Source organism: Metabacillus halosaccharovorans (assembly GCF_002019635.1).
In the GTDB taxonomy this organism is placed as follows: Bacteria; Bacillota; Bacilli; order Bacillales; family Bacillaceae; genus Metabacillus; species Metabacillus halosaccharovorans.
Genome location: NZ_KV917372.1, coordinates 904433 through 922352, shown reverse-complemented (window position 1 = coordinate 922352; position 17920 = coordinate 904433). Strand labels below are relative to the sequence as shown.

20 protein-coding genes are annotated in these 17920 nt (G+C 35.9%); all 20 read left to right on the top strand.

Annotation, left to right across the window (positions count from 1 at the left end; translation table 11 throughout):
- The first annotated feature begins 2 nt into the window (after positions 1–2).
- Positions 3–983, top strand: coding sequence for a phosphate acyltransferase PlsX (gene plsX / locus BK577_RS18830; protein WP_078434377.1), 981 nt, complete (start codon positions 3–5; stop codon positions 981–983).
- An 18-nt stretch (positions 984–1001) separates the two neighbouring features.
- Positions 1002–1946 carry an ACP S-malonyltransferase gene (gene fabD / locus BK577_RS18825; RefSeq protein WP_078434376.1) on the top strand — a complete coding sequence of 315 codons (945 nt, stop codon included), beginning with the start codon at positions 1002–1004 and terminating at the stop codon, positions 1944–1946.
- A complete protein-coding gene (fabG, locus tag BK577_RS18820) occupies positions 1946–2686 on the top strand; it encodes a 3-oxoacyl-[acyl-carrier-protein] reductase (RefSeq protein ID WP_078434375.1) in 741 nt (246 codons plus the stop codon). The genes fabD and fabG overlap by 1 nt, the downstream gene beginning before the upstream one ends.
- A gap of 127 nt (positions 2687–2813) precedes the next feature.
- Positions 2814–3047, top strand: coding sequence for an acyl carrier protein (gene acpP / locus BK577_RS18815; protein ID WP_026559383.1), 234 nt, complete (start codon positions 2814–2816; stop codon positions 3045–3047).
- A 247-nt stretch (positions 3048–3294) separates the two neighbouring features.
- The gene (rnc, locus tag BK577_RS18810; RefSeq protein ID WP_078434374.1) at positions 3295–4038 is read left to right on the top strand and encodes a ribonuclease III; all 744 of its coding nucleotides are present in this window, start codon (positions 3295–3297) and stop codon (positions 4036–4038) included.
- A 225-nt stretch (positions 4039–4263) separates the two neighbouring features.
- A complete protein-coding gene (gene smc / locus BK577_RS18805; protein ID WP_078434373.1) occupies positions 4264–7827 on the top strand; it encodes a chromosome segregation protein SMC in 3564 nt (1187 codons plus the stop codon).
- Between the two features lie 20 nt (positions 7828–7847).
- Positions 7848–8846, top strand: coding sequence for a signal recognition particle-docking protein FtsY (ftsY, locus tag BK577_RS18800; RefSeq protein ID WP_078434372.1), 999 nt, complete (start codon positions 7848–7850; stop codon positions 8844–8846).
- Positions 8847–9067: 221 nt separating this feature from the next.
- A complete protein-coding gene (locus tag BK577_RS18795; RefSeq protein ID WP_078434371.1) occupies positions 9068–9400 on the top strand; it encodes a putative DNA-binding protein in 333 nt (110 codons plus the stop codon).
- A gap of 12 nt (positions 9401–9412) precedes the next feature.
- Positions 9413–10756: a signal recognition particle protein gene (gene ffh / locus BK577_RS18790; RefSeq protein WP_078434370.1), complete on the top strand. Its 1344-nt coding sequence runs from the start codon at positions 9413–9415 to the stop codon at positions 10754–10756.
- A gap of 171 nt (positions 10757–10927) precedes the next feature.
- Positions 10928–11200 carry a 30S ribosomal protein S16 gene (gene rpsP / locus BK577_RS18785; protein ID WP_078434369.1) on the top strand — a complete coding sequence of 91 codons (273 nt, stop codon included), beginning with the start codon at positions 10928–10930 and terminating at the stop codon, positions 11198–11200.
- A gap of 11 nt (positions 11201–11211) precedes the next feature.
- Positions 11212–11442 carry a KH domain-containing protein gene (locus BK577_RS18780; protein WP_078435316.1) on the top strand — a complete coding sequence of 77 codons (231 nt, stop codon included), beginning with the start codon at positions 11212–11214 and terminating at the stop codon, positions 11440–11442.
- Between the two features lie 204 nt (positions 11443–11646).
- Positions 11647–12027, top strand: a complete 381-nt coding sequence (locus BK577_RS18775) for a YlqD family protein (RefSeq protein ID WP_078434368.1) — start codon at positions 11647–11649, stop codon at positions 12025–12027.
- Positions 12028–12032: 5 nt separating this feature from the next.
- Positions 12033–12554 carry a ribosome maturation factor RimM gene (gene rimM, locus BK577_RS18770; RefSeq protein WP_078434367.1) on the top strand — a complete coding sequence of 174 codons (522 nt, stop codon included), beginning with the start codon at positions 12033–12035 and terminating at the stop codon, positions 12552–12554.
- Positions 12554–13288: a tRNA (guanosine(37)-N1)-methyltransferase TrmD gene (trmD, locus tag BK577_RS18765; protein ID WP_078434366.1), complete on the top strand. Its 735-nt coding sequence runs from the start codon at positions 12554–12556 to the stop codon at positions 13286–13288. Before rimM ends, trmD begins: the two co-directional genes overlap by 1 nt.
- Before the next feature lie 137 nt (positions 13289–13425).
- On the top strand, positions 13426–13770 hold the full coding sequence (rplS, locus tag BK577_RS18760) for a 50S ribosomal protein L19 (protein ID WP_026559372.1): 345 nt from the start codon (positions 13426–13428) through the stop codon (positions 13768–13770).
- Positions 13771–13995: 225 nt separating this feature from the next.
- A complete protein-coding gene (gene lepB / locus BK577_RS18755; protein ID WP_078435315.1) occupies positions 13996–14547 on the top strand; it encodes a signal peptidase I in 552 nt (183 codons plus the stop codon).
- A gap of 19 nt (positions 14548–14566) precedes the next feature.
- On the top strand, positions 14567–15427 hold the full coding sequence (gene ylqF / locus BK577_RS18750) for a ribosome biogenesis GTPase YlqF (RefSeq protein WP_078434365.1): 861 nt from the start codon (positions 14567–14569) through the stop codon (positions 15425–15427).
- Between the two features lie 128 nt (positions 15428–15555).
- Positions 15556–16326 carry a ribonuclease HII gene (locus tag BK577_RS18745; protein WP_078434364.1) on the top strand — a complete coding sequence of 257 codons (771 nt, stop codon included), beginning with the start codon at positions 15556–15558 and terminating at the stop codon, positions 16324–16326.
- Between the two features lie 37 nt (positions 16327–16363).
- Positions 16364–17614 (top strand): hypothetical protein, encoded by a 1251-nt coding sequence (locus BK577_RS18740; protein WP_078434363.1) that lies wholly within the window; start codon positions 16364–16366, stop codon positions 17612–17614.
- A complete protein-coding gene (locus BK577_RS18735) occupies positions 17611–17895 on the top strand; it encodes an EscU/YscU/HrcU family type III secretion system export apparatus switch protein (protein WP_342743313.1) in 285 nt (94 codons plus the stop codon). Before BK577_RS18740 ends, BK577_RS18735 begins: the two co-directional genes overlap by 4 nt.
- The last annotated feature ends 25 nt before the right edge of the window (positions 17896–17920 follow it).

The following is a 17920-nucleotide window of genomic DNA, read 5'->3' as shown; positions in this document are numbered from 1 at the left end:
TAATGAAGCTAGCGATCGATGCAATGGGTGGAGATCATGCACCAAAATCGGTAGTTGAAGGTGTCATGAAAGCTATAGCTGCATTTCCCGATTTAGAGGTCACGCTTATTGGTCAGGAAGATAAAATAAAAACTTATTTAACAGATTCTACAAGAATCAACATTATACATACTGATGAAATAATCGAAGGAACAGATGAGCCTGTTCGAGCAGTACGTCGTAAAAAAAATTCATCAATGGTCTTAATGGCAAATGAAGTGAAAGAAGGGAGAGCAGACGGGTGTATCTCAGCAGGAAACACAGGTGCTCTCATGACAGCTGGATTATTAGTTGTAGGAAGAATTGAGGGTATTGAAAGGCCTGCATTATCGCCAACATTACCAACACTGGATGGTAAAGGTTTTTTGTTTTTAGATGTAGGTGCAAATGTTGATGCAAAACCGGAACACTTACTTCAATATGCCATTATGGGATCGGTATATGCTGAAAAGGTTAGAGGAATTAATAACCCTCGTGTGGGTCTTTTGAATGTTGGGACAGAAGATAAGAAAGGGAATGAGTTAACTAAGCAAACTTTTGAACTGTTAAAAGAAGCGAATGTTAACTTTATCGGAAATATTGAATCAAGAGATTTGATGGAATCTGTGGCAGATGTTGTCGTTACAGATGGATTTACAGGAAATATCGCCCTAAAGACAATCGAGGGTACAGCCCTTTCTGTATTTTCGATGCTGAAATCTGCTTTAACAAGTAATTTCACTTCAAAGCTTGCTGCAGGTGTGTTAAAACCCCAATTAAAAGTAATCAAACAGCAAATGGATTATTCTGAATATGGCGGTGCTGCTCTATTTGGTTTAAAAGCCCCTGTGATAAAAGCCCACGGATCATCGGATGCTAATGCAATTTATAATGCTATCCGTCAAACAAGAGAAATGGTATCAAATGATGTATCCGGTACAATTCTTTCTTCAATAAAGGGATAGGAAACGGAGGAACACAAGATGACGAAGATCGCTTTTTTATTTCCAGGTCAAGGATCACAAGTAGTTGGCATGGGAAAGGACTACTATCAAGACATTGCTGAGTCAAAAGAAATATTTGAAAAAGCCGACGAAAAATTAGGACAGAAATTAAAGGAACTTATTTTCGAAGGACCACAAGATACATTAACATTAACTTATAATGCTCAACCTGCTTTACTAACAACAAGTATCGCCATTTTAGAATATGTTAAGAAATTTAATATCCATGCTGATTATGTTGCTGGTCATTCTTTAGGGGAATATTCGGCTCTAGTTGCTGCAGGTGTACTGGATTTTGAAGACGCAGTTTATGCTGTAAAAAAACGCGGGGAATATATGGATGAGGCTGTACCTGCAGGACAGGGAGCAATGTCAGCCATCTTGGGAATGGCGGCAGAGGAATTGGAAAAGGTCACAAACAATGTAACTGAAAATGGCGATTCAGTTCAATTAGCGAATTTAAACTGTCCTGGCCAAATCGTTATTTCCGGAACAGCTGCAGGGGTTGAAAAGGCATCTGCACTTGCAAAAGAAAATGGTGCAAAACGAGCTATTCCATTAGTTGTAAGCGGACCGTTTCATTCTGAATTAATGAAGCCTGCAGCAGAAAAGTTTGATCAGATATTATCTGAAATTAATTTTAATGATGCTTCTACACCGGTCATAGCAAATGTAACAGCAAAACCGGTAGAAAGTCACGAGCAAATTAAGGATTTACTTGTCAAACAGTTATACTCACCTGTAAGATGGGAAGAATCAATAAGAACAATGATACAAAATGGTGTGACAACATTTGTCGAAATTGGACCTGGTAAAGTTTTAACTGGATTAGTGAAAAAAATTGATCGATCAGCATCGGTTTATAATATATTTGATCTTGAATCTTTACATGTAACTGTAGACAAAATGAAGGGGGAAGCTTAATGCTAAGCAATAAAGTTGCTTTAGTTACCGGAGCATCACGTGGAATTGGGAAAGCCATTGCATTGGATCTTGCAAAGAATGGAGCTAGTATTGCTGTTAACTATGCCGGAAACGAAGCGAAAGCTAATGAGGTTGTTGATGAGATCAAAGCAAGTGGCGGACAAGCTATCGCTATTAAAGCCGATGTATCTAATGGTGATGAAGTTCAACAAATGATAAAAGAAGTGATTAAGGAATTTGGGCAATTAGATATTCTTGTAAATAATGCAGGAATAACAAGAGATAATCTTCTCATGAGAATGAAGGACTCGGAATGGGATGAAGTTATCGACACAAATTTAAAAGGTGTATTTCTTTGTACAAAAGCAGTTACAAGACAAATGATGAAGCAAAGAAATGGCCGAATTATTAATATTACATCTGTTGTTGGTGTAAGTGGAAATCCTGGTCAAGCAAATTATGTTGCAGCAAAAGCGGGAGTAATTGGATTAACAAAAACAACAGCCAAGGAATTAGCGTCAAGAAATATTACTGTAAATGCTGTAGCTCCCGGATTTATTACAACAGACATGACAGATGAGTTAAATGACGATATCAAAGCGGATTTACTTAAACAAATTCCATTAGCAGCTTTAGGAGAGCCAAGTGATATAGCGAATGCAGTAACATTCCTTGCTTCGGAGAAAAGCAAATATATCACTGGGCAAACTCTTCATATTAACGGTGGAATGGTGATGTAATTTTTTGTATTTCCTTGATCGTGATAAGGAAAACTAGTGAAGAAAACTGATTGAAATAAAATACTAGAAACAAACCTAGTTTTTCATAATAAAATCATCTATAATACTTGAGGGGAGGTGAAGGAAAATGGCAGATGTTTTAGAACGTGTAACAAAGATTATCGTTGACCGTCTAGGTGTAGATGAGGCTGAAGTAAAATTAGAGTCTTCATTTAAAGATGATCTTGGAGCAGATTCCCTTGATGTAGTTGAGCTTGTTATGGAACTTGAAGATGAGTTCGATATGGAGATTTCTGACGAAGATGCAGAAAAAATCGGTACAGTGGGTGACGCTGTTAACTACATAAATAGCCAACAGTAATGTTGCTAAAGAAGTCCCGTAGGTATTACGGGACTTTCCCCCTTTCTTTAGCCTTTAAAAATTATTTTTGCTGGTATTAGGCTTCTATGCTTTATTCTTAGCATGATGTATACTACTGGTAACACATGCACAGCTCATAAGCCACTTCATAATTCAAGGGGACAATGACAATTACCTTCAATTATGAAGTGTCTTATACAAGTTTAAACATGGAGTTGCTTTCGTATTTAAATTGGAGGTCCAAGCTATGGCAAGACATATAAATTATAAAGAGAGACGCTCTTTTGCAAAAAAAGCGGAAGAGTTTAAAAAATTCCAAGTGAATATTGGACATGTGTTTGCAAATGAAAAACTCTTGTACCAAGCATTTACTCATTCCTCATATGTTAATGAACATCGAAAAAAACCATATGAAGATAATGAGAGGCTGGAGTTTTTAGGTGATGCTGTACTTGAATTAACGATTTCTCAATACCTCTACAAGAAATATCCAATGATGAGTGAAGGAGAATTAACAAAATTACGTGCTGCGATCGTATGTGAGCCTTCACTGGTTGGTTTTGCTAATTCTCTTTCATTTGGTAGTTTGGTGTTACTTGGTAAAGGGGAGGAAATGACAGGAGGGCGTTCTCGGCCTGCTTTACTCGCTGACGTATTTGAGGCATTTATTGGAGCACTTTATTTAGATCTAGGTCTTGATGCTGTCGTTCAATTTTTGGATAAGTTTGTTATTCCGAAAGTTGATGAAGGAGCCTTTTCGCATGTAATGGATTTCAAAAGCCAACTTCAGGAATTTGTTCAAAGAGATACAAAGGGAATATTAGAATATAAAATCCTTCATGAAAAAGGTCCTGCTCATAACCGTGAATTTGTCTCCACTGTTTCTTTGGATGGCAAGGTGTATGGTACAGGTAGCGGTAAGTCAAAAAAAGAAGCGGAACAGCATGCTGCCCAAGAGGCACTATCTAAACTGCAACAAATAAATAAATAGAATCAAGTAAAAAGGACAACCTTAGAATCGTATGATAAACAACATACGAAATTGAAGGAGTTGTCCTTTTTTAAGGTTTATCTATTTAAAACTCTTATCGATAAAAAAAACTTTAAGTTATGTCGACAAATTATGATAAAATATGGAGGAGTTTGTCATAATTACGATGATATAAAACACAATTGACGAAAACATTAGAAAAAAGAATAAGTAAGGAGGATCACAATGTTCCTCAAACGTTTGGATATTGTTGGATTCAAGTCCTTTGCTGAAAGAGTCACCGTAGATTTTGTCAAAGGTGTTACTGCAGTAGTTGGACCTAATGGTAGTGGGAAAAGTAATATAACCGATGGAATTAGATGGGTACTAGGAGAGCAGTCGGCTAAATCTCTGCGCGGAGCAAAAATGGAGGATATTATTTTTGCCGGAAGCGATTCGAGAAAAAGCTTAAATGTAGCTGAAGTAACCCTTACGCTTGATAATGAAGATCATTTTCTTCCTATTGATTATCATGAGGTAAGTGTAACCCGCCGTGTATACCGTTCAGGAGAAAGCGAATTTTTCATTAATAAACAAAGCTGTCGATTAAAAGACATCGTTGACCTGTTTATGGACTCAGGATTAGGAAAAGAAGCATTTTCGATCATAAGCCAAGGGAAAGTAGAAGAAATCCTAAGCAGTAAATCTGAAGAAAGACGTTCGATTTTTGAAGAAGCTGCAGGTGTTTTAAAATATAAATCTCGAAAGAAAAAGGCAGAATATAAACTTGCTGAAACTCAAGAAAATTTAAATCGTGTAAATGATATTCTTCATGAGTTGGAAGGACAAGTTGAACCTTTAAAAATGCAGGCATCTATTGCCAAGGATTATTTAGAAAAAAAGGAAGAACTAGAACAGATTGAAGTTGCCTTAACAGTGATTGAAATAGAAGAACTTCATCAAAAATATGAAAATCTCTCTAAATCTGTAGAAAAAAACAAGGACTTAGAAGGAAATCTTTCAGCTACCATGCAAAAAAAGGAAGCAGCAGTTGAACAGATGAAAGATCATGTGAGTGCTTTAGATGACTCAATTAATGACCTTCAACAGGTTCTTTTACTTGCAAGTGAGGAGTTAGAAAAGCTCGAAGGTAGAAAAGAAGTCCTAAAAGAGAGAAAGAAAAATGCCCATCAAAATAAAGCTCAATTAGAAAAAACAATAGCAGACTATACAACGCAAATAGCCCAATTACGTCATGAAAAATCAGAACAAGAAATGCTTCTTGACGTTTATTCAAATGAATTGGAACGGATCAAAAAAGAATTATCAGAAAAGCAAAAGATGGCATTATCATATAATCAAAATATAGAAGAGCTAATTGAAGAATTGAAAAGTGAATACTTTGAACTCTTAAATGAGCAAGCTACAGCAAGAAATGAGATTCAATATTTAAATGAACAATTAACTCAACAAGAAAGAAAAAATGAAAGATTACTAGAATCAAATAAACGTTATGTGGAAGAACGCTCTGTAATTTTAGAAAAAAAATTAAAGATTGAAGCAAACTATGCACTGGTTGAGAAACAATTATCCGATCAAATAAAAAATTTCCGAGACACATCAGCTAAATTAGAAAACCTTAAAAATACTTATCAAAAAAAAGAATCGGCATTATATCAGGCTTATCAATTATTACAACAAACAAGGTCACGCAAAGAAGTATTAGAATCAATGCAGGAAGATTATGCTGGATTTTTTCAAGGAGTAAAAGAAATTCTAAAGGCCAAAGACAAACTCGGAGGAATTCATGGTGCTGTAGCAGAATTAATTAAGACGGAAAAAGACTTTGAAACGGCCATCGAGATTGCCTTAAGCAGCTCTATGCAGCATGTAGTTGTTGAAGATGAAAGTGCTGCAAGAAAAGCGATACAATTTTTAAAGCAAAACTCATATGGTCGAGCTACGTTTCTCCCATTGTCAGTTATTAAAGAGCGTGCTATCAATAAGCATGATTTGAATATGATTCAAAATCACCCGGCTTTTATCGGTATCGCTACAAGTCTAGTGGAGTATGAACCTAGATTTAAATCAATAATCGCAAACTTACTAGGAACAGTCATTGTTACATCAGATCTAAAAGGTGCAAATGATATTGCAAAATTAATGAATTATCGTTATCGGCTTGTAACTCTGCAAGGAGATGTTGTAAATCCAGGGGGTTCGATGACTGGTGGAGCTGTTAAGCAAAAAAACAATTCACTCTTAAGTCGACAACGTGAAGTTGAACAAATTGCGGAAAAGCTGACGGTAATGGAAGAAAAAACAGAACAACTTGAAATTGATGTAAAGTCTTCGAAGGAGATCATTGTAAAACAAGAAAGTCAATTAGAGGATTTACGCTCAAAAGGTGAAACCCTTAGATTAGAAGAACAAAGAATACGAAGTGATATCCGTGAAATTGAATTAAATGAAAAAAATGTTAATGATCATTTAACATTATATGACTCAGAAAGAGAAGCGTTTGATTCTGAAAAGGATCGGATTGATCGTCGCAAAAAAGAGCTTGAGGCTAAACTTCAAGAAGTGTCAACAAAAATAGTTGACCTTGATCAAAAAATTGAGGAAATGTCTGAAAAGAAAAACACACAGCAAACCTCAAAAGATGAGCTTCAGGCTGAACTAACAGAATTAAAAGTTATCCTAGCAGGAAAACAACAATTGTTTGAAAATCAAAAAGAAAAAGTAGAAAGAATTCATGAGGATCTGAACCATGCTCAACTAAAGCATGACGAAGCAACTGATGATTACTCTCTTTTATCAAATGAAATGACGTCAAGTTCATCCGGAGAAGAAAAACTGGAAGAAGCGGCAACAAAGAAGCTTCATGATAAGAATAAAACAATCGATTTAATTGCAAGTAGAAGAGAAGAACGTCTTCAGTTACAAGACAAGCTTGAGTTTGAAGAAAGCGAGTTAAAAGAGATAAAACGTCAGGATAAGCAATTGCAAGAAATCCTTAAAGATGAAGAAGTAAAGCTGAACCGCCTGGACGTTGAACTCGATAATCGCTTTAATCATTTACGTGAGGAATACTTTTTATCCTTTGAAGGAGCAAAAGAGAAATTCACACTTGAGATTGAAGTGGATGAAGCGAGAAAACGTGTTAAACTGATCAAACTTGCAATTGATGAGTTAGGAACGGTAAACTTAGGAGCGATTGATGAATATGAACGTGTTTCTGAACGTTTTACATTCTTAACAGAGCAACGTGATGATTTACTGGAAGCGAAAGACACACTTTACCTAGTGATTGATGAAATGGATGATGAAATGAAAAAAAGGTTTGAACAAACCTTCAATGCGATTCGATCACATTTTGAAGCTGTATTCCAAGCCCTCTTTGGTGGGGGAAGAGCGGAACTTAAGCTGACAGATCCCAATGATTTGTTAAACACAGGTGTTGATATTGTTGCTCAACCGCCTGGTAAAAAATTGCAAAACCTTGGACTGTTGTCTGGAGGAGAACGTGCATTAACAGCTATAGCATTATTATTCTCGATTCTGAAAGTCCGCCCTGTTCCGTTTTGTGTACTTGATGAAGTTGAGGCAGCTCTTGATGAAGCAAATGTACATCGATTTGCGCAATATTTAAAGAAATTCAGTCATGAAACTCAATTTATTGTCATCACCCATCGTAAAGGTACCATGGAAGAAGCGGATGTATTATATGGAGTAACGATGCAGGAATCAGGTGTCTCAAAGCTTGTGTCAGTTAGATTAGAAGAGACAAAGGAATTAGTTCAATCTTAGCCGAAAGGACGAACAACAGAATGAGTTTTTTTAAGAAATTAAAAGAAAAAATCACTCAACAAACAGATGCTGTAACTGAAAAATTTAAAGAGGGCTTAACAAAAACCCGAGATTCTTTTGCGGGTAAAATGAATGATTTAGTGGCGAAATATCGAAAAGTAGATGAAGATTTTTTTGAGGAACTTGAAGAGCTTCTAATTAGTGCAGATGTGGGTGTCGCTACTGTTATGGATTTAATTGATGAGTTGAAAATGGAAGTAAAGCGACGCAACATCCAAGATACAAAGGATGTCCAAGCTGTCATCTCTGAAAAACTAATTGAAATTTATGAAGGTGACAGTGATGACGAACCTATTAACAAATTAAACCTTGAAAAAGGCAGACTAAATGTTATTTTATTCGTAGGTGTTAATGGTGTTGGGAAAACAACTACAATTGGAAAATTAGCCCATAAATTAAAAGGTGAGGGTAATTCAGTTCTTTTAGCAGCTGGAGATACATTTAGGGCAGGAGCAATTGAACAACTGGAAGTATGGGGAGAAAGAGTTGGCGTTGATGTAATCAAACAATCGGAAGGCTCAGACCCTGCTGCTGTTATGTATGATGCCGTACAAGCTGCTAAAGCTAGACAAGTAGATGTTTTATTATGTGACACAGCCGGACGTCTACAAAACAAAGTAAACTTGATGAAGGAGCTTGAAAAGGTAAAACGTGTGATAGAACGTGAGATCCCTGGAGCACCCCATGAAGTATTACTTGTATTGGATGCAACAACAGGTCAAAATGCGATGACACAAGCAAAACAATTTTCACAAGCAACAGATGTTTCAGGAATTGTTCTTACTAAATTAGACGGTACAGCTAAGGGTGGTATTGTATTAGCTATTAAAGGTGAACTGGATATTCCAGTGAAGTTTGTTGGTTTAGGTGAAAAGATGGATGATTTACAAGAGTTTCATACTGAGCAATATGTGTACGGTCTGTTCTCAGGTATTATTGAGGAACAAGAGAAAGAATAAATTCTTATTAAGCTAACCTTACCTTGGTTAGCTTTTTTATACGATCAAAAAATATAAAAATTTTATGGATGATCGTATAAAAATCTAAGACTTAACTATTAGGACATGGCGAAAAGCCAAGTTTTTCTACTATATGCCTTTATACTACTTGACAAGAAAATGCTTCGTATGTAGACTTATATGTTGTAAAGGTAATTCACTTAACAAAGGGGTGAAAAGGCATGATGCTTGAAAAAACAACGAGGTTAACGTATTTATTTGATTTTTATCAATCATTGTTAACCCCTAAGCAGAAGAGCTATATGTCCTTATACTATCTAGATGATTACTCCCTTGGTGAAATTGCGGAAGAGTACAGTGTTAGTAGACAAGCTGTTTACGATAACATTAAGCGAACTGAAGCAATGTTGGAGCAATATGAGGAAAAGCTACTATTATTTCAAAAGTTTCAAGAGCGACAGAAGATCATGACAAAACTGCGTGAATTTTCTGCTGAAGTGGCAAATCATAATCAGTATGAAGTCTTACTTCAAGAACTTGAGAAATTAGATTAGGAGGCGGCATTTATGGCTTTTGAAGGATTAGCCGACCGACTGCAGAATACAATGGCCAAAATTCGCGGCAAAGGAAAAGTAACTGAAGCGGATGTAAAGGAAATGATGCGCGAAGTGCGCCTTGCCCTTTTAGAAGCAGATGTTAACTTCAAGGTCGTAAAGGATTTTATTAAGCGCGTAACTGAGCGTGCTGTTGGTCAAGAAGTTATGAAAAGCTTAACTCCTGGACAACAGGTCATTAAAGTAGTTAAAGATGAGCTAACCGAATTAATGGGTGGAGAGCAAAGTAAGATTGCGGTATCAAATCGGCCACCGACAGTTATTATGATGGTTGGTTTACAAGGTGCAGGTAAAACAACAACTACCGGTAAGCTGGCAAATCTCTTAAGAAAGAAACATAATCGAAATCCATTGCTTGTTGCGGCAGATATTTATCGACCAGCAGCTATTAAGCAGCTGCAAACATTAGGAAAACAATTAGATATGTCTGTATTTTCCTTGGGAGATCAAGTAAGTCCGGTTGAAATTGCAACAAAAGCATTAGAGCATGCAAAGCAAGAGCATCATGACTATGTGATCATTGATACAGCTGGTCGACTTCATATAGATGAAAATCTAATGGAAGAGCTTGAACAGGTAAAAGAAATTGCCAAGCCTGATGAAATTTTCCTTGTTGTTGACGCAATGACTGGACAAGATGCAGTTAACGTAGCTAAAAGTTTCAATGAACAGCTTGGATTAACCGGTGTTGTTTTAACAAAACTTGATGGTGATACACGTGGCGGTGCTGCATTATCGATTCGCTCTGTAACGAATACACCAATTAAGTTTGTTGGTCTAGGAGAAAAGCTGGATGCTCTTGAAGCGTTTCATCCTGAACGTATGGCATCTAGAATTTTAGGGATGGGTGATGTATTAACACTCATTGAAAAGGCTCAAACAAATGTTGATGCAGAAAAAGCGAAAGAACTAGAACAAAAAATGCGTACAGCATCTTTTACATTTGATGACTTTCTTGAACAGTTAGGACAAGTTCGCAATATGGGACCTTTAGAGGATCTTATTGGCATGTTACCTGGTGCAAACAAGGTGAAGGGACTAAAAAACCTACAGGTTGATGAAAAGCAAATAAGTCATGTTGAGGCTATTATTAAATCAATGACAAAGGCTGAAAAGTCCAATCCTGAAATGATGAATGCTTCACGTAAAAAACGAATTGCAAAAGGTAGCGGTACGACTGTTCAAGAAGTGAACCGTTTATTAAAGCAATTTGAAGATATGAAAAAAATGATGAAGCAAATGACAAGCATGACAAAAGGTAAGAAAAAAGGTGGATTTAAATTTCCATTTATGTAATGAATTGGATTTGAAATCTACTGAAACGCAAGATGATTTTTGTGCAAAAATGTAGTAATTTACACTGTTTTTAGAGGTTTTTTAAAACTGACAAGAAAAAAACCTTTACATCATATAACTTATTTGATAATATACTATCTTGTTGAAACATTTTCGGAGGTGCTTTATAAAATGGCAGTTAAAATTCGTTTAAAACGTATGGGAGCAAAAAAATCTCCTTTTTATCGTATCGTAGTAGCAGATTCTCGTTCACCACGTGATGGACGTTTCATTGAAGTTGTAGGAACTTACAACCCAGTTGCTCAACCAGCAGAAGTGAAAATCAATGAAGAATTAGCACTAAAATGGATGTCAAATGGTGCAAAACCATCTGATACAGTTCGTAACTTGTTCTCTAACGAAGGCATTATGGAAAAATTCCATAACGCTAAAAACAGCAAGTAATGACTGTTAAGATGAAAGAGTTAATCGAAGCAATTGTGAGGCCGCTTGTTGATAAGCCAGATCAGATTGAGATCACTGAACATGAAGAAGGGCATCAAATGATATACCGCCTTTCTGTTCATAAGGATGATATCGGTAAAGTGATTGGTAAGCAAGGAAGGATCGCAAAAGCCATTCGAACTGTTGTTTATGCAGCGGGATCTAATTCATCTAAACGAATCCAACTAGAGATTAACGACTAAAAAAGGGTGAGGAGGTTCCTCCCCTTTTTTTGTACTATCGGAAATTATATAAATTTTATGGATGATAGTATTAGAAAACCTAAGGCTTTCGCCATTAGAACTTGGCGACAAGCCAAGTTTTTCTAATACTTTACAACATTTGATAAAAGTTGGTGAGTGCTTACGCTTTAGTAGGTATTAAGCTTTAAAAGGGGAGGAACAATAATGAAAATACTCCACCGCGTGACTGTTAAACAAATGATAACGGAAACTAGTAAGCAATCATTAATAAAAGAATTTTCTTCGCGAAAAAAGTTGATCGAACAAGAATGTGATCAACTGTATTTTGAATATAAAAAGGTGGAGAAAACAAGTAAGCAGCTTTCGACGCAATTTTTAAAAGAAATAGAAAAACGACGTGAAAAAATCAAGCTAGTAGAGTTTCAACTAGAGCAGGTACATACATTGCCAATCGGAAGTGAAATAAAAGAAAAAGAAGTAGATGCTATAATTGATTTGAATATTGGTGACAATTGGGATGAACTAATGAAAGAAAAGAGCATTGTCATAAAAGATGGTATAGTGGATCAAATACGCCTGAGGTGATAAATATGGCTGAAAAATGGTTTAATGTTGGTAAAATAGTCAATACACATGGTATTAGAGGAGAAGTACGCGTTATTTCAAAAACAGATTTTGTTGAAGAAAGATATGAGCCCGGAAATACTTTATTTATTTTTAAGGAAGGATCAACTGATCCGATAGAAGTCATTGTTGACACTCACCGTGTACATAAAAACTTCGACCTATTAACGTTTGAGGGATTGCACTCTATTCAGGATGTCGAGCCTTTTAAAGGTTCTTTATTAAAAGTATCAGAATCTCAATTATCTGAGCTTGAAGAAGGTGAATACTACTTCCATGAAATTATAGGGTGTAAGATGTATTCAGATAGCGGGGAAGAAATCGGAACAATACGTGAAATTCTGGCAACAGGTGCAAATGATGTTTGGGTTATTCAAAGAAAAGCAGGAAAAGACTTGCTTGTACCTTACATAGAAGAAATTGTAAAAGAAATCAACATTGATGAAAAGAAGATCGTTATCACACCAATGGAAGGGTTACTTGATTAATGAAGATTGATTTTCTAACTTTGTTTCCAGAAATGTTTCATGGAGTATTAAATGAATCTATTCTTAGAAAAGCTCAGGAAAAAGAAGCTGTTACATTTAATGTGATTAATTTTCGTGAATATTCATCAAATAAACATCAAAATGTTGATGATTATCCTTATGGCGGGGGAGCTGGGATGGTATTAACTCCACAACCTATTTTTGATGCTGTAGAGGACATACGCAAACAGCATAACTCAGAGCCGAAGGTAATATTGGTTTGCCCTCAGGGTGAAAGGTTTACACAAGCAAAAGCAGAACAATTAGCCAGAGAGGATCACCTTCTTTTTGTTTGTGGACATTATGAAGGCTATGACGAGAGGATTAGAGAACATCTTGTGACAGATGAGATTTCTATAGGTGACTTTGTTTTAACCGGAGGAGAGCTCGCATCAATGGTCATAACAGATAGTATTGTCCGACTCCTTCCCGGTGTTCTGGGAAACGAGGACTCTCCTATTTTAGATTCTTATAGTTCCGGCTTACTAGAGCATCCGCATTACACAAGACCGGCTGATTTTAGAGGCCTTAAAGTGCCTGAAGTACTTTTATCAGGAAATCACAAATTAATCGCTGAGTGGCGTGAGGAGCAGTCTCTGAAAAGAACCTTTGAACGTCGTCCGGACCTATTGGAAAAATACCCGCTAACAGAAAAACAAAAAGCGATCATTAAAAAATGGCAAAATGGAAACTAGCTATTGCACCCGATGTAGTGATATGGTATGATAAATCTCGTGACTTGCTGATGTATAATATGCAAGTCTTTTAAAACGATGTTCCGCTGCAATCAATAAATATTGGAATGAGCATCTGTTGGAAGGAGTTGAAAACGATGCAAAAACTAATTGAAGAAATCACAAAAGAACAATTAAAAACTGATTTACCTTCTTTCCGTCCTGGTGATACTGTACGTGTACACGTTAGTATCGTTGAGGGTACTCGTGAACGTATTCAGGTTTTTGAAGGTGTTGTGATTAAGCGTCGTGGTGGTGGAATTAGCGAAACATTTACTGTTCGTAAGATCTCTTACGGTGTAGGTGTTGAACGTACTTTCCCTGTACACACACCAAAGATCGCGAAGCTAGAAGTTATTCGCCGCGGTAAAGTTCGCCGTGCAAAACTTTACTACCTACGTCAATTACGTGGTAAAGCTGCGCGTATTAAAGAAATTCGATAAGACAGCTTAGTTTACCCTAAGCCTAACATATATGGGTCAGTTAAAACTGTCTGTATAGTTGAAAAGGAGCTTGTTGCTTAACAAGCTCCTTTTTCAATAATAATGTCATTCCTTAATTATTTTAAAATAAAAATACTGTTACATAGAAATAATAATATGCCAAATAATACGTGTATATCAAGAAACAAACAGTGGACATAATGATTGCTAGAAGCAGGTGAAGATATGACAAAAAAGAAAAATGAAGTTCTAGAGTGGATAAAAGCTTTAGCTATCGCTGTCATCTTAGCGGCAATCATAAGATCTTTCTTTTTTGCACCTATTGTAGTTGATGGATATTCAATGATGCCAACACTACATACACAAGATAGAATGATTGTGAATAAGTTTTCATATAAAATAGGTGATCCTGAACGTTTTGATATCGTTGTTTTCCATGCTACGGTCGATAAGGATTATATTAAACGAGTAATTGGCTTACCAGGCGATCATGTTGAATATAAAAATGACACGCTATATATAAATGGTGAAAAATATGAAGAACCGTATCTTGATGAATATAAAACTGAACTCATAGATGGTCCTTTAACAGAGCCTTTTGATTTAGAAAGCATTACAGGGGAATCTACGGTACCCAAAGGCCATCTGTTTGTTATGGGTGATAATAGACGGCAAAGTAAAGATAGTAGACATATAGGAACGATACCAATTGAAGAGGTAATGGGGAAAACGAGTTTAGTCTATTGGCCATTCTCACAAATTCGTCTCGTCGAGTAAGAAAAAAGAAGGTGTAATTATGACAATACAATGGTTTCCAGGACATATGGCTAAAGCAAGAAGACAAGTTACCGAAAAACTTAAATTAATTGATATAGTCTTTGAGCTTGTTGATGCTAGAATTCCAATGTCATCTAGAAATCCAATGATTGATGATATTGTTTCATCCAGACCAAGGATTGTGTTATTGAATAAAGCTGATAAGGCGGATGAAGCAATTACAAAACAGTGGATTGAATATTTTAAAGAACAGGATATTCCTGCAATTGCAATTGACGCTCAATCCGGTACAGGATTAAAGCAAATTACTTCTTTATCAAAACTTCTATTAAAGGAAAAATTTGATAAAATGGCTGCCAAGGGAATTAAGCCTCGTGCGATACGTGCTTTAATCATTGGGATTCCTAATGTAGGTAAATCAACATTGATTAACAGACTTGCAAAGAAAAATATAGCAAAAACTGGAGATCGACCTGGTGTTACAACTGCCCAACAATGGGTAAAAGTAGGGAACGAGCTTGAGCTCTTGGACACACCGGGAATACTATGGCCTAAATTTGAGGATCAACTTGTAGGTCAAAAGCTTGCAACTACAGGCGCAATAAAAGATGCTATCTTGAACTTGCAGGACATAACTGTATTTGCATTAACATTTTTAAAAGAACATTATCCAAATAGACTGGTTGAACGGTTTCATTTAGAATATCTTTCTGATGAAATTGTTCCACTTTTCGATGAAATAGGTAAAAAGCGTGGTTGTATGATGTCAGGTGGGTATATTGATTATGATAAAACGTCTGAGCTCATTTTAAGAGAAATTCGAACAGATAAATTAGGAAGGTTATCTTTTGAAACACCTGCAGATTTTATAAAAGATTAATACTTAATTGACTCGCTGATAAGATGCGGGTCTTTATTTATTATCTTATATGCCGATATAGTAGATATATAATTTAAAATGATACATATCAAAAAACAACAATATGCTGAAATAAGGAGAAACAATAAATGCAATTAACTACAAATGAAATTAAACAAAAGCTTTCTTCTATAACAAATAAAGCTGATCCATTTCTAATTGAGTGTCAGGCTGATCATAGAAAAGGAGTGCAGCAATTAGTTGAAAAGTGGTACAAACAATATGAGCAGCAGAAAAATCTACAAAGTCAGTTTTATAGCATGCTACGCTTTGAGAGAGAAGCTAAAAAGAATGGATTTCATTTAATTGCAGGTATTGATGAGGTTGGTCGAGGACCGTTGGCAGGCCCTGTTGTAGCAGCTGCTGTGATCTTAAAAGAGGATTGCTATATTCCTGGTTTAACAGATTCTAAAAAACTCACAGCATCGGTGAGGGAACGCTTTTATGACATGATTCATGAACAGGCTGTAGCAATAGGTGTTGGAATTGTTTCTCCATCAATTATTGATGAAATTAATATTTATGAAGCAACGAAGGTTGCTATGTCAAAGGCAATTGAAAATCTTTCGAAAACACCGACATATTTACTTTTAGATGCTATGAAACTTAATGTACAGATTCCACAATTATCAATTATAAAGGGTGATTCTCAAAGTATTTCAATTGCAGCAAGTTCAGTCATTGCAAAAGTTACTCGAGATCGAATAATGGTAGACATTGCGAATCAATACCCCGAGTATGGATTTGATCAACATATGGGGTATGGAACAAAACAACATTTAGAGGCTTTAAATATACATGGAGTTACTGAGCACCATCGAAAGAGCTTCGCACCAATTAAAGAGCTTCGCACCAATTAAAGAGCTTCAAAATCCTTGATTTAAGGAGAGAAAGAAAATGATTCAACTTTCAGCTATGAAAGGATTTCTTAATGATTCTATTGGACAAATGAATAGGTCAACAAATAAGTTGACATTAACAAATAATCAAGTAGTTCAAGGGCAAGTACTTAAACTCTTTCCTGATCAAAAGGCCTTAATTCAAATAGGTCAATCAAAGTTAGTTGCTCAGCTTGAAGCTCCATTAAATTCCTTCGACCGCTACTGGTTTCGTGTGAAGGGATCTGAACAACAGGGGTTACAATTAAAGATCATTAAGCAAGTAAATCATTTGACAAACCAGTCAGTCGCAAAAGATTTGCTTACAATGTTTCAGCAAAAGACATCAAAAGAAAATATATTATTAACTGGTGAATTAGCAAAAGATCACATTCCATTTACCAAGGAGCAACTGCTAGATGCTATAGAAATGCTGAAGAATACACCAAAAAGAGCTGCATCAGCTTTTGTGGAGGCAGCAAAATTTGCAATTAAACAAGAATATCCACTAACAGAAAATGTGATAAAGTCCCTCATGCAAACACAATCCAATGTCTCATTAGCAAACCAAATCGGCACTTTATTTCATTCATTGCAAGGACTGGATCAGCCATCAAATATTGTTAGACAATTGCAACAATCATTATTAAACCTCATGCAAAATTCGGATGCCCTCCTCTCAGTAAAGCAATTTGAGTTAGGGGGAGAGAATCGCTTGACAATAAAAGATATTACAAATGAGATACAAGCACTAAGGGAGATGCTATTGGTTGTTAGTAAAGAAGGTGAAGGACTTGCAAAGGTCAAAGATCAGATTGATTCACTTATCCAACGATTGAATGGCCAAACATTACTTCAACAAGATTTAGGTCCTACAACTCAGATGATCACACAAGTTCCTTTGTTTCCATTAAGTAATACTGATTTAACCATACAATGGCACGGTAAAAAACAAGAAAACGGGAAAATTGACCCATCATTTTGCCGTATTCTTTTTTATTTACAGCTACCGACTCTTAAAGAAATGATGGTTGATGTACAAATACAAAACAGAGTGATCACGATTAGCATCACAAACAATTTAGAAAATATAAAACCTATTATATCCAATCACTCTGAAGGACTAAAAGAACTCTTAAAAGAAATGGACTATAAATTATCTGCTATCCATGTTAAAACATTTGATGCAGTAGCAAACCAACCTCATAAAGAGCAAGTAAACATAACGAGTGGTTTCGGTCCTTATACTGGAGTTGATGTGAAAATATGATGAATAAAGATTCTGTAAAAAAGGCGATTGCATTAAGATATGACAAAGAAAATGAGCAGGCACCAAAGGTAATTGCAAAAGGTAGTGGATTTGTTGCAGAACAAATACTTGAGAAAGCCAAACATAAAGATATTCACCTACATGAGGATAAGGCCCTTGTAGAGCTTTTATCAAAACTTGAGATACACCAGCAAATTCCAGAAGAATTATATGAGGCTGTAGCAGAAATATTTGCTTTTGTGTATAACTTAGAGAAGGAAATAAAAGCGAAGAATGAGTAATATCTCTAATAGACCTATAGTATGA

Bases quoted from the DNA above. Each gene is read 5' to 3' on its own strand.
- plsX (WP_078434377.1), top strand. From the start codon at position 3: ATGAAGCTAGCGATCGATGCAATGGGTGGAGATCATGCACCAAAATCG.
- fabD (WP_078434376.1), top strand. From the start codon at position 1,002: ATGACGAAGATCGCTTTTTTATTTCCAGGTCAAGGATCACAAGTAGTT.
- fabG (WP_078434375.1), top strand. From the start codon at position 1,946: ATGCTAAGCAATAAAGTTGCTTTAGTTACCGGAGCATCACGTGGAATT.
- acpP (WP_026559383.1), top strand. From the start codon at position 2,814: ATGGCAGATGTTTTAGAACGTGTAACAAAGATTATCGTTGACCGTCTA.
- rnc (WP_078434374.1), top strand. From the start codon at position 3,295: ATGGCAAGACATATAAATTATAAAGAGAGACGCTCTTTTGCAAAAAAA.
- smc (WP_078434373.1), top strand. From the start codon at position 4,264: ATGTTCCTCAAACGTTTGGATATTGTTGGATTCAAGTCCTTTGCTGAA.
- ftsY (WP_078434372.1), top strand. From the start codon at position 7,848: ATGAGTTTTTTTAAGAAATTAAAAGAAAAAATCACTCAACAAACAGAT.
- BK577_RS18795 (WP_078434371.1), top strand. From the start codon at position 9,068: ATGATGCTTGAAAAAACAACGAGGTTAACGTATTTATTTGATTTTTAT.
- ffh (WP_078434370.1), top strand. From the start codon at position 9,413: ATGGCTTTTGAAGGATTAGCCGACCGACTGCAGAATACAATGGCCAAA.
- rpsP (WP_078434369.1), top strand. From the start codon at position 10,928: ATGGCAGTTAAAATTCGTTTAAAACGTATGGGAGCAAAAAAATCTCCT.
- BK577_RS18780 (WP_078435316.1), top strand. From the start codon at position 11,212: ATGAAAGAGTTAATCGAAGCAATTGTGAGGCCGCTTGTTGATAAGCCA.
- BK577_RS18775 (WP_078434368.1), top strand. From the start codon at position 11,647: ATGAAAATACTCCACCGCGTGACTGTTAAACAAATGATAACGGAAACT.
- rimM (WP_078434367.1), top strand. From the start codon at position 12,033: ATGGCTGAAAAATGGTTTAATGTTGGTAAAATAGTCAATACACATGGT.
- trmD (WP_078434366.1), top strand. From the start codon at position 12,554: ATGAAGATTGATTTTCTAACTTTGTTTCCAGAAATGTTTCATGGAGTA.
- rplS (WP_026559372.1), top strand. From the start codon at position 13,426: ATGCAAAAACTAATTGAAGAAATCACAAAAGAACAATTAAAAACTGAT.
- lepB (WP_078435315.1), top strand. From the start codon at position 13,996: ATGACAAAAAAGAAAAATGAAGTTCTAGAGTGGATAAAAGCTTTAGCT.
- ylqF (WP_078434365.1), top strand. From the start codon at position 14,567: ATGACAATACAATGGTTTCCAGGACATATGGCTAAAGCAAGAAGACAA.
- BK577_RS18745 (WP_078434364.1), top strand. From the start codon at position 15,556: ATGCAATTAACTACAAATGAAATTAAACAAAAGCTTTCTTCTATAACA.
- BK577_RS18740 (WP_078434363.1), top strand. From the start codon at position 16,364: ATGATTCAACTTTCAGCTATGAAAGGATTTCTTAATGATTCTATTGGA.
- BK577_RS18735 (WP_342743313.1), top strand. From the start codon at position 17,611: ATGATGAATAAAGATTCTGTAAAAAAGGCGATTGCATTAAGATATGAC.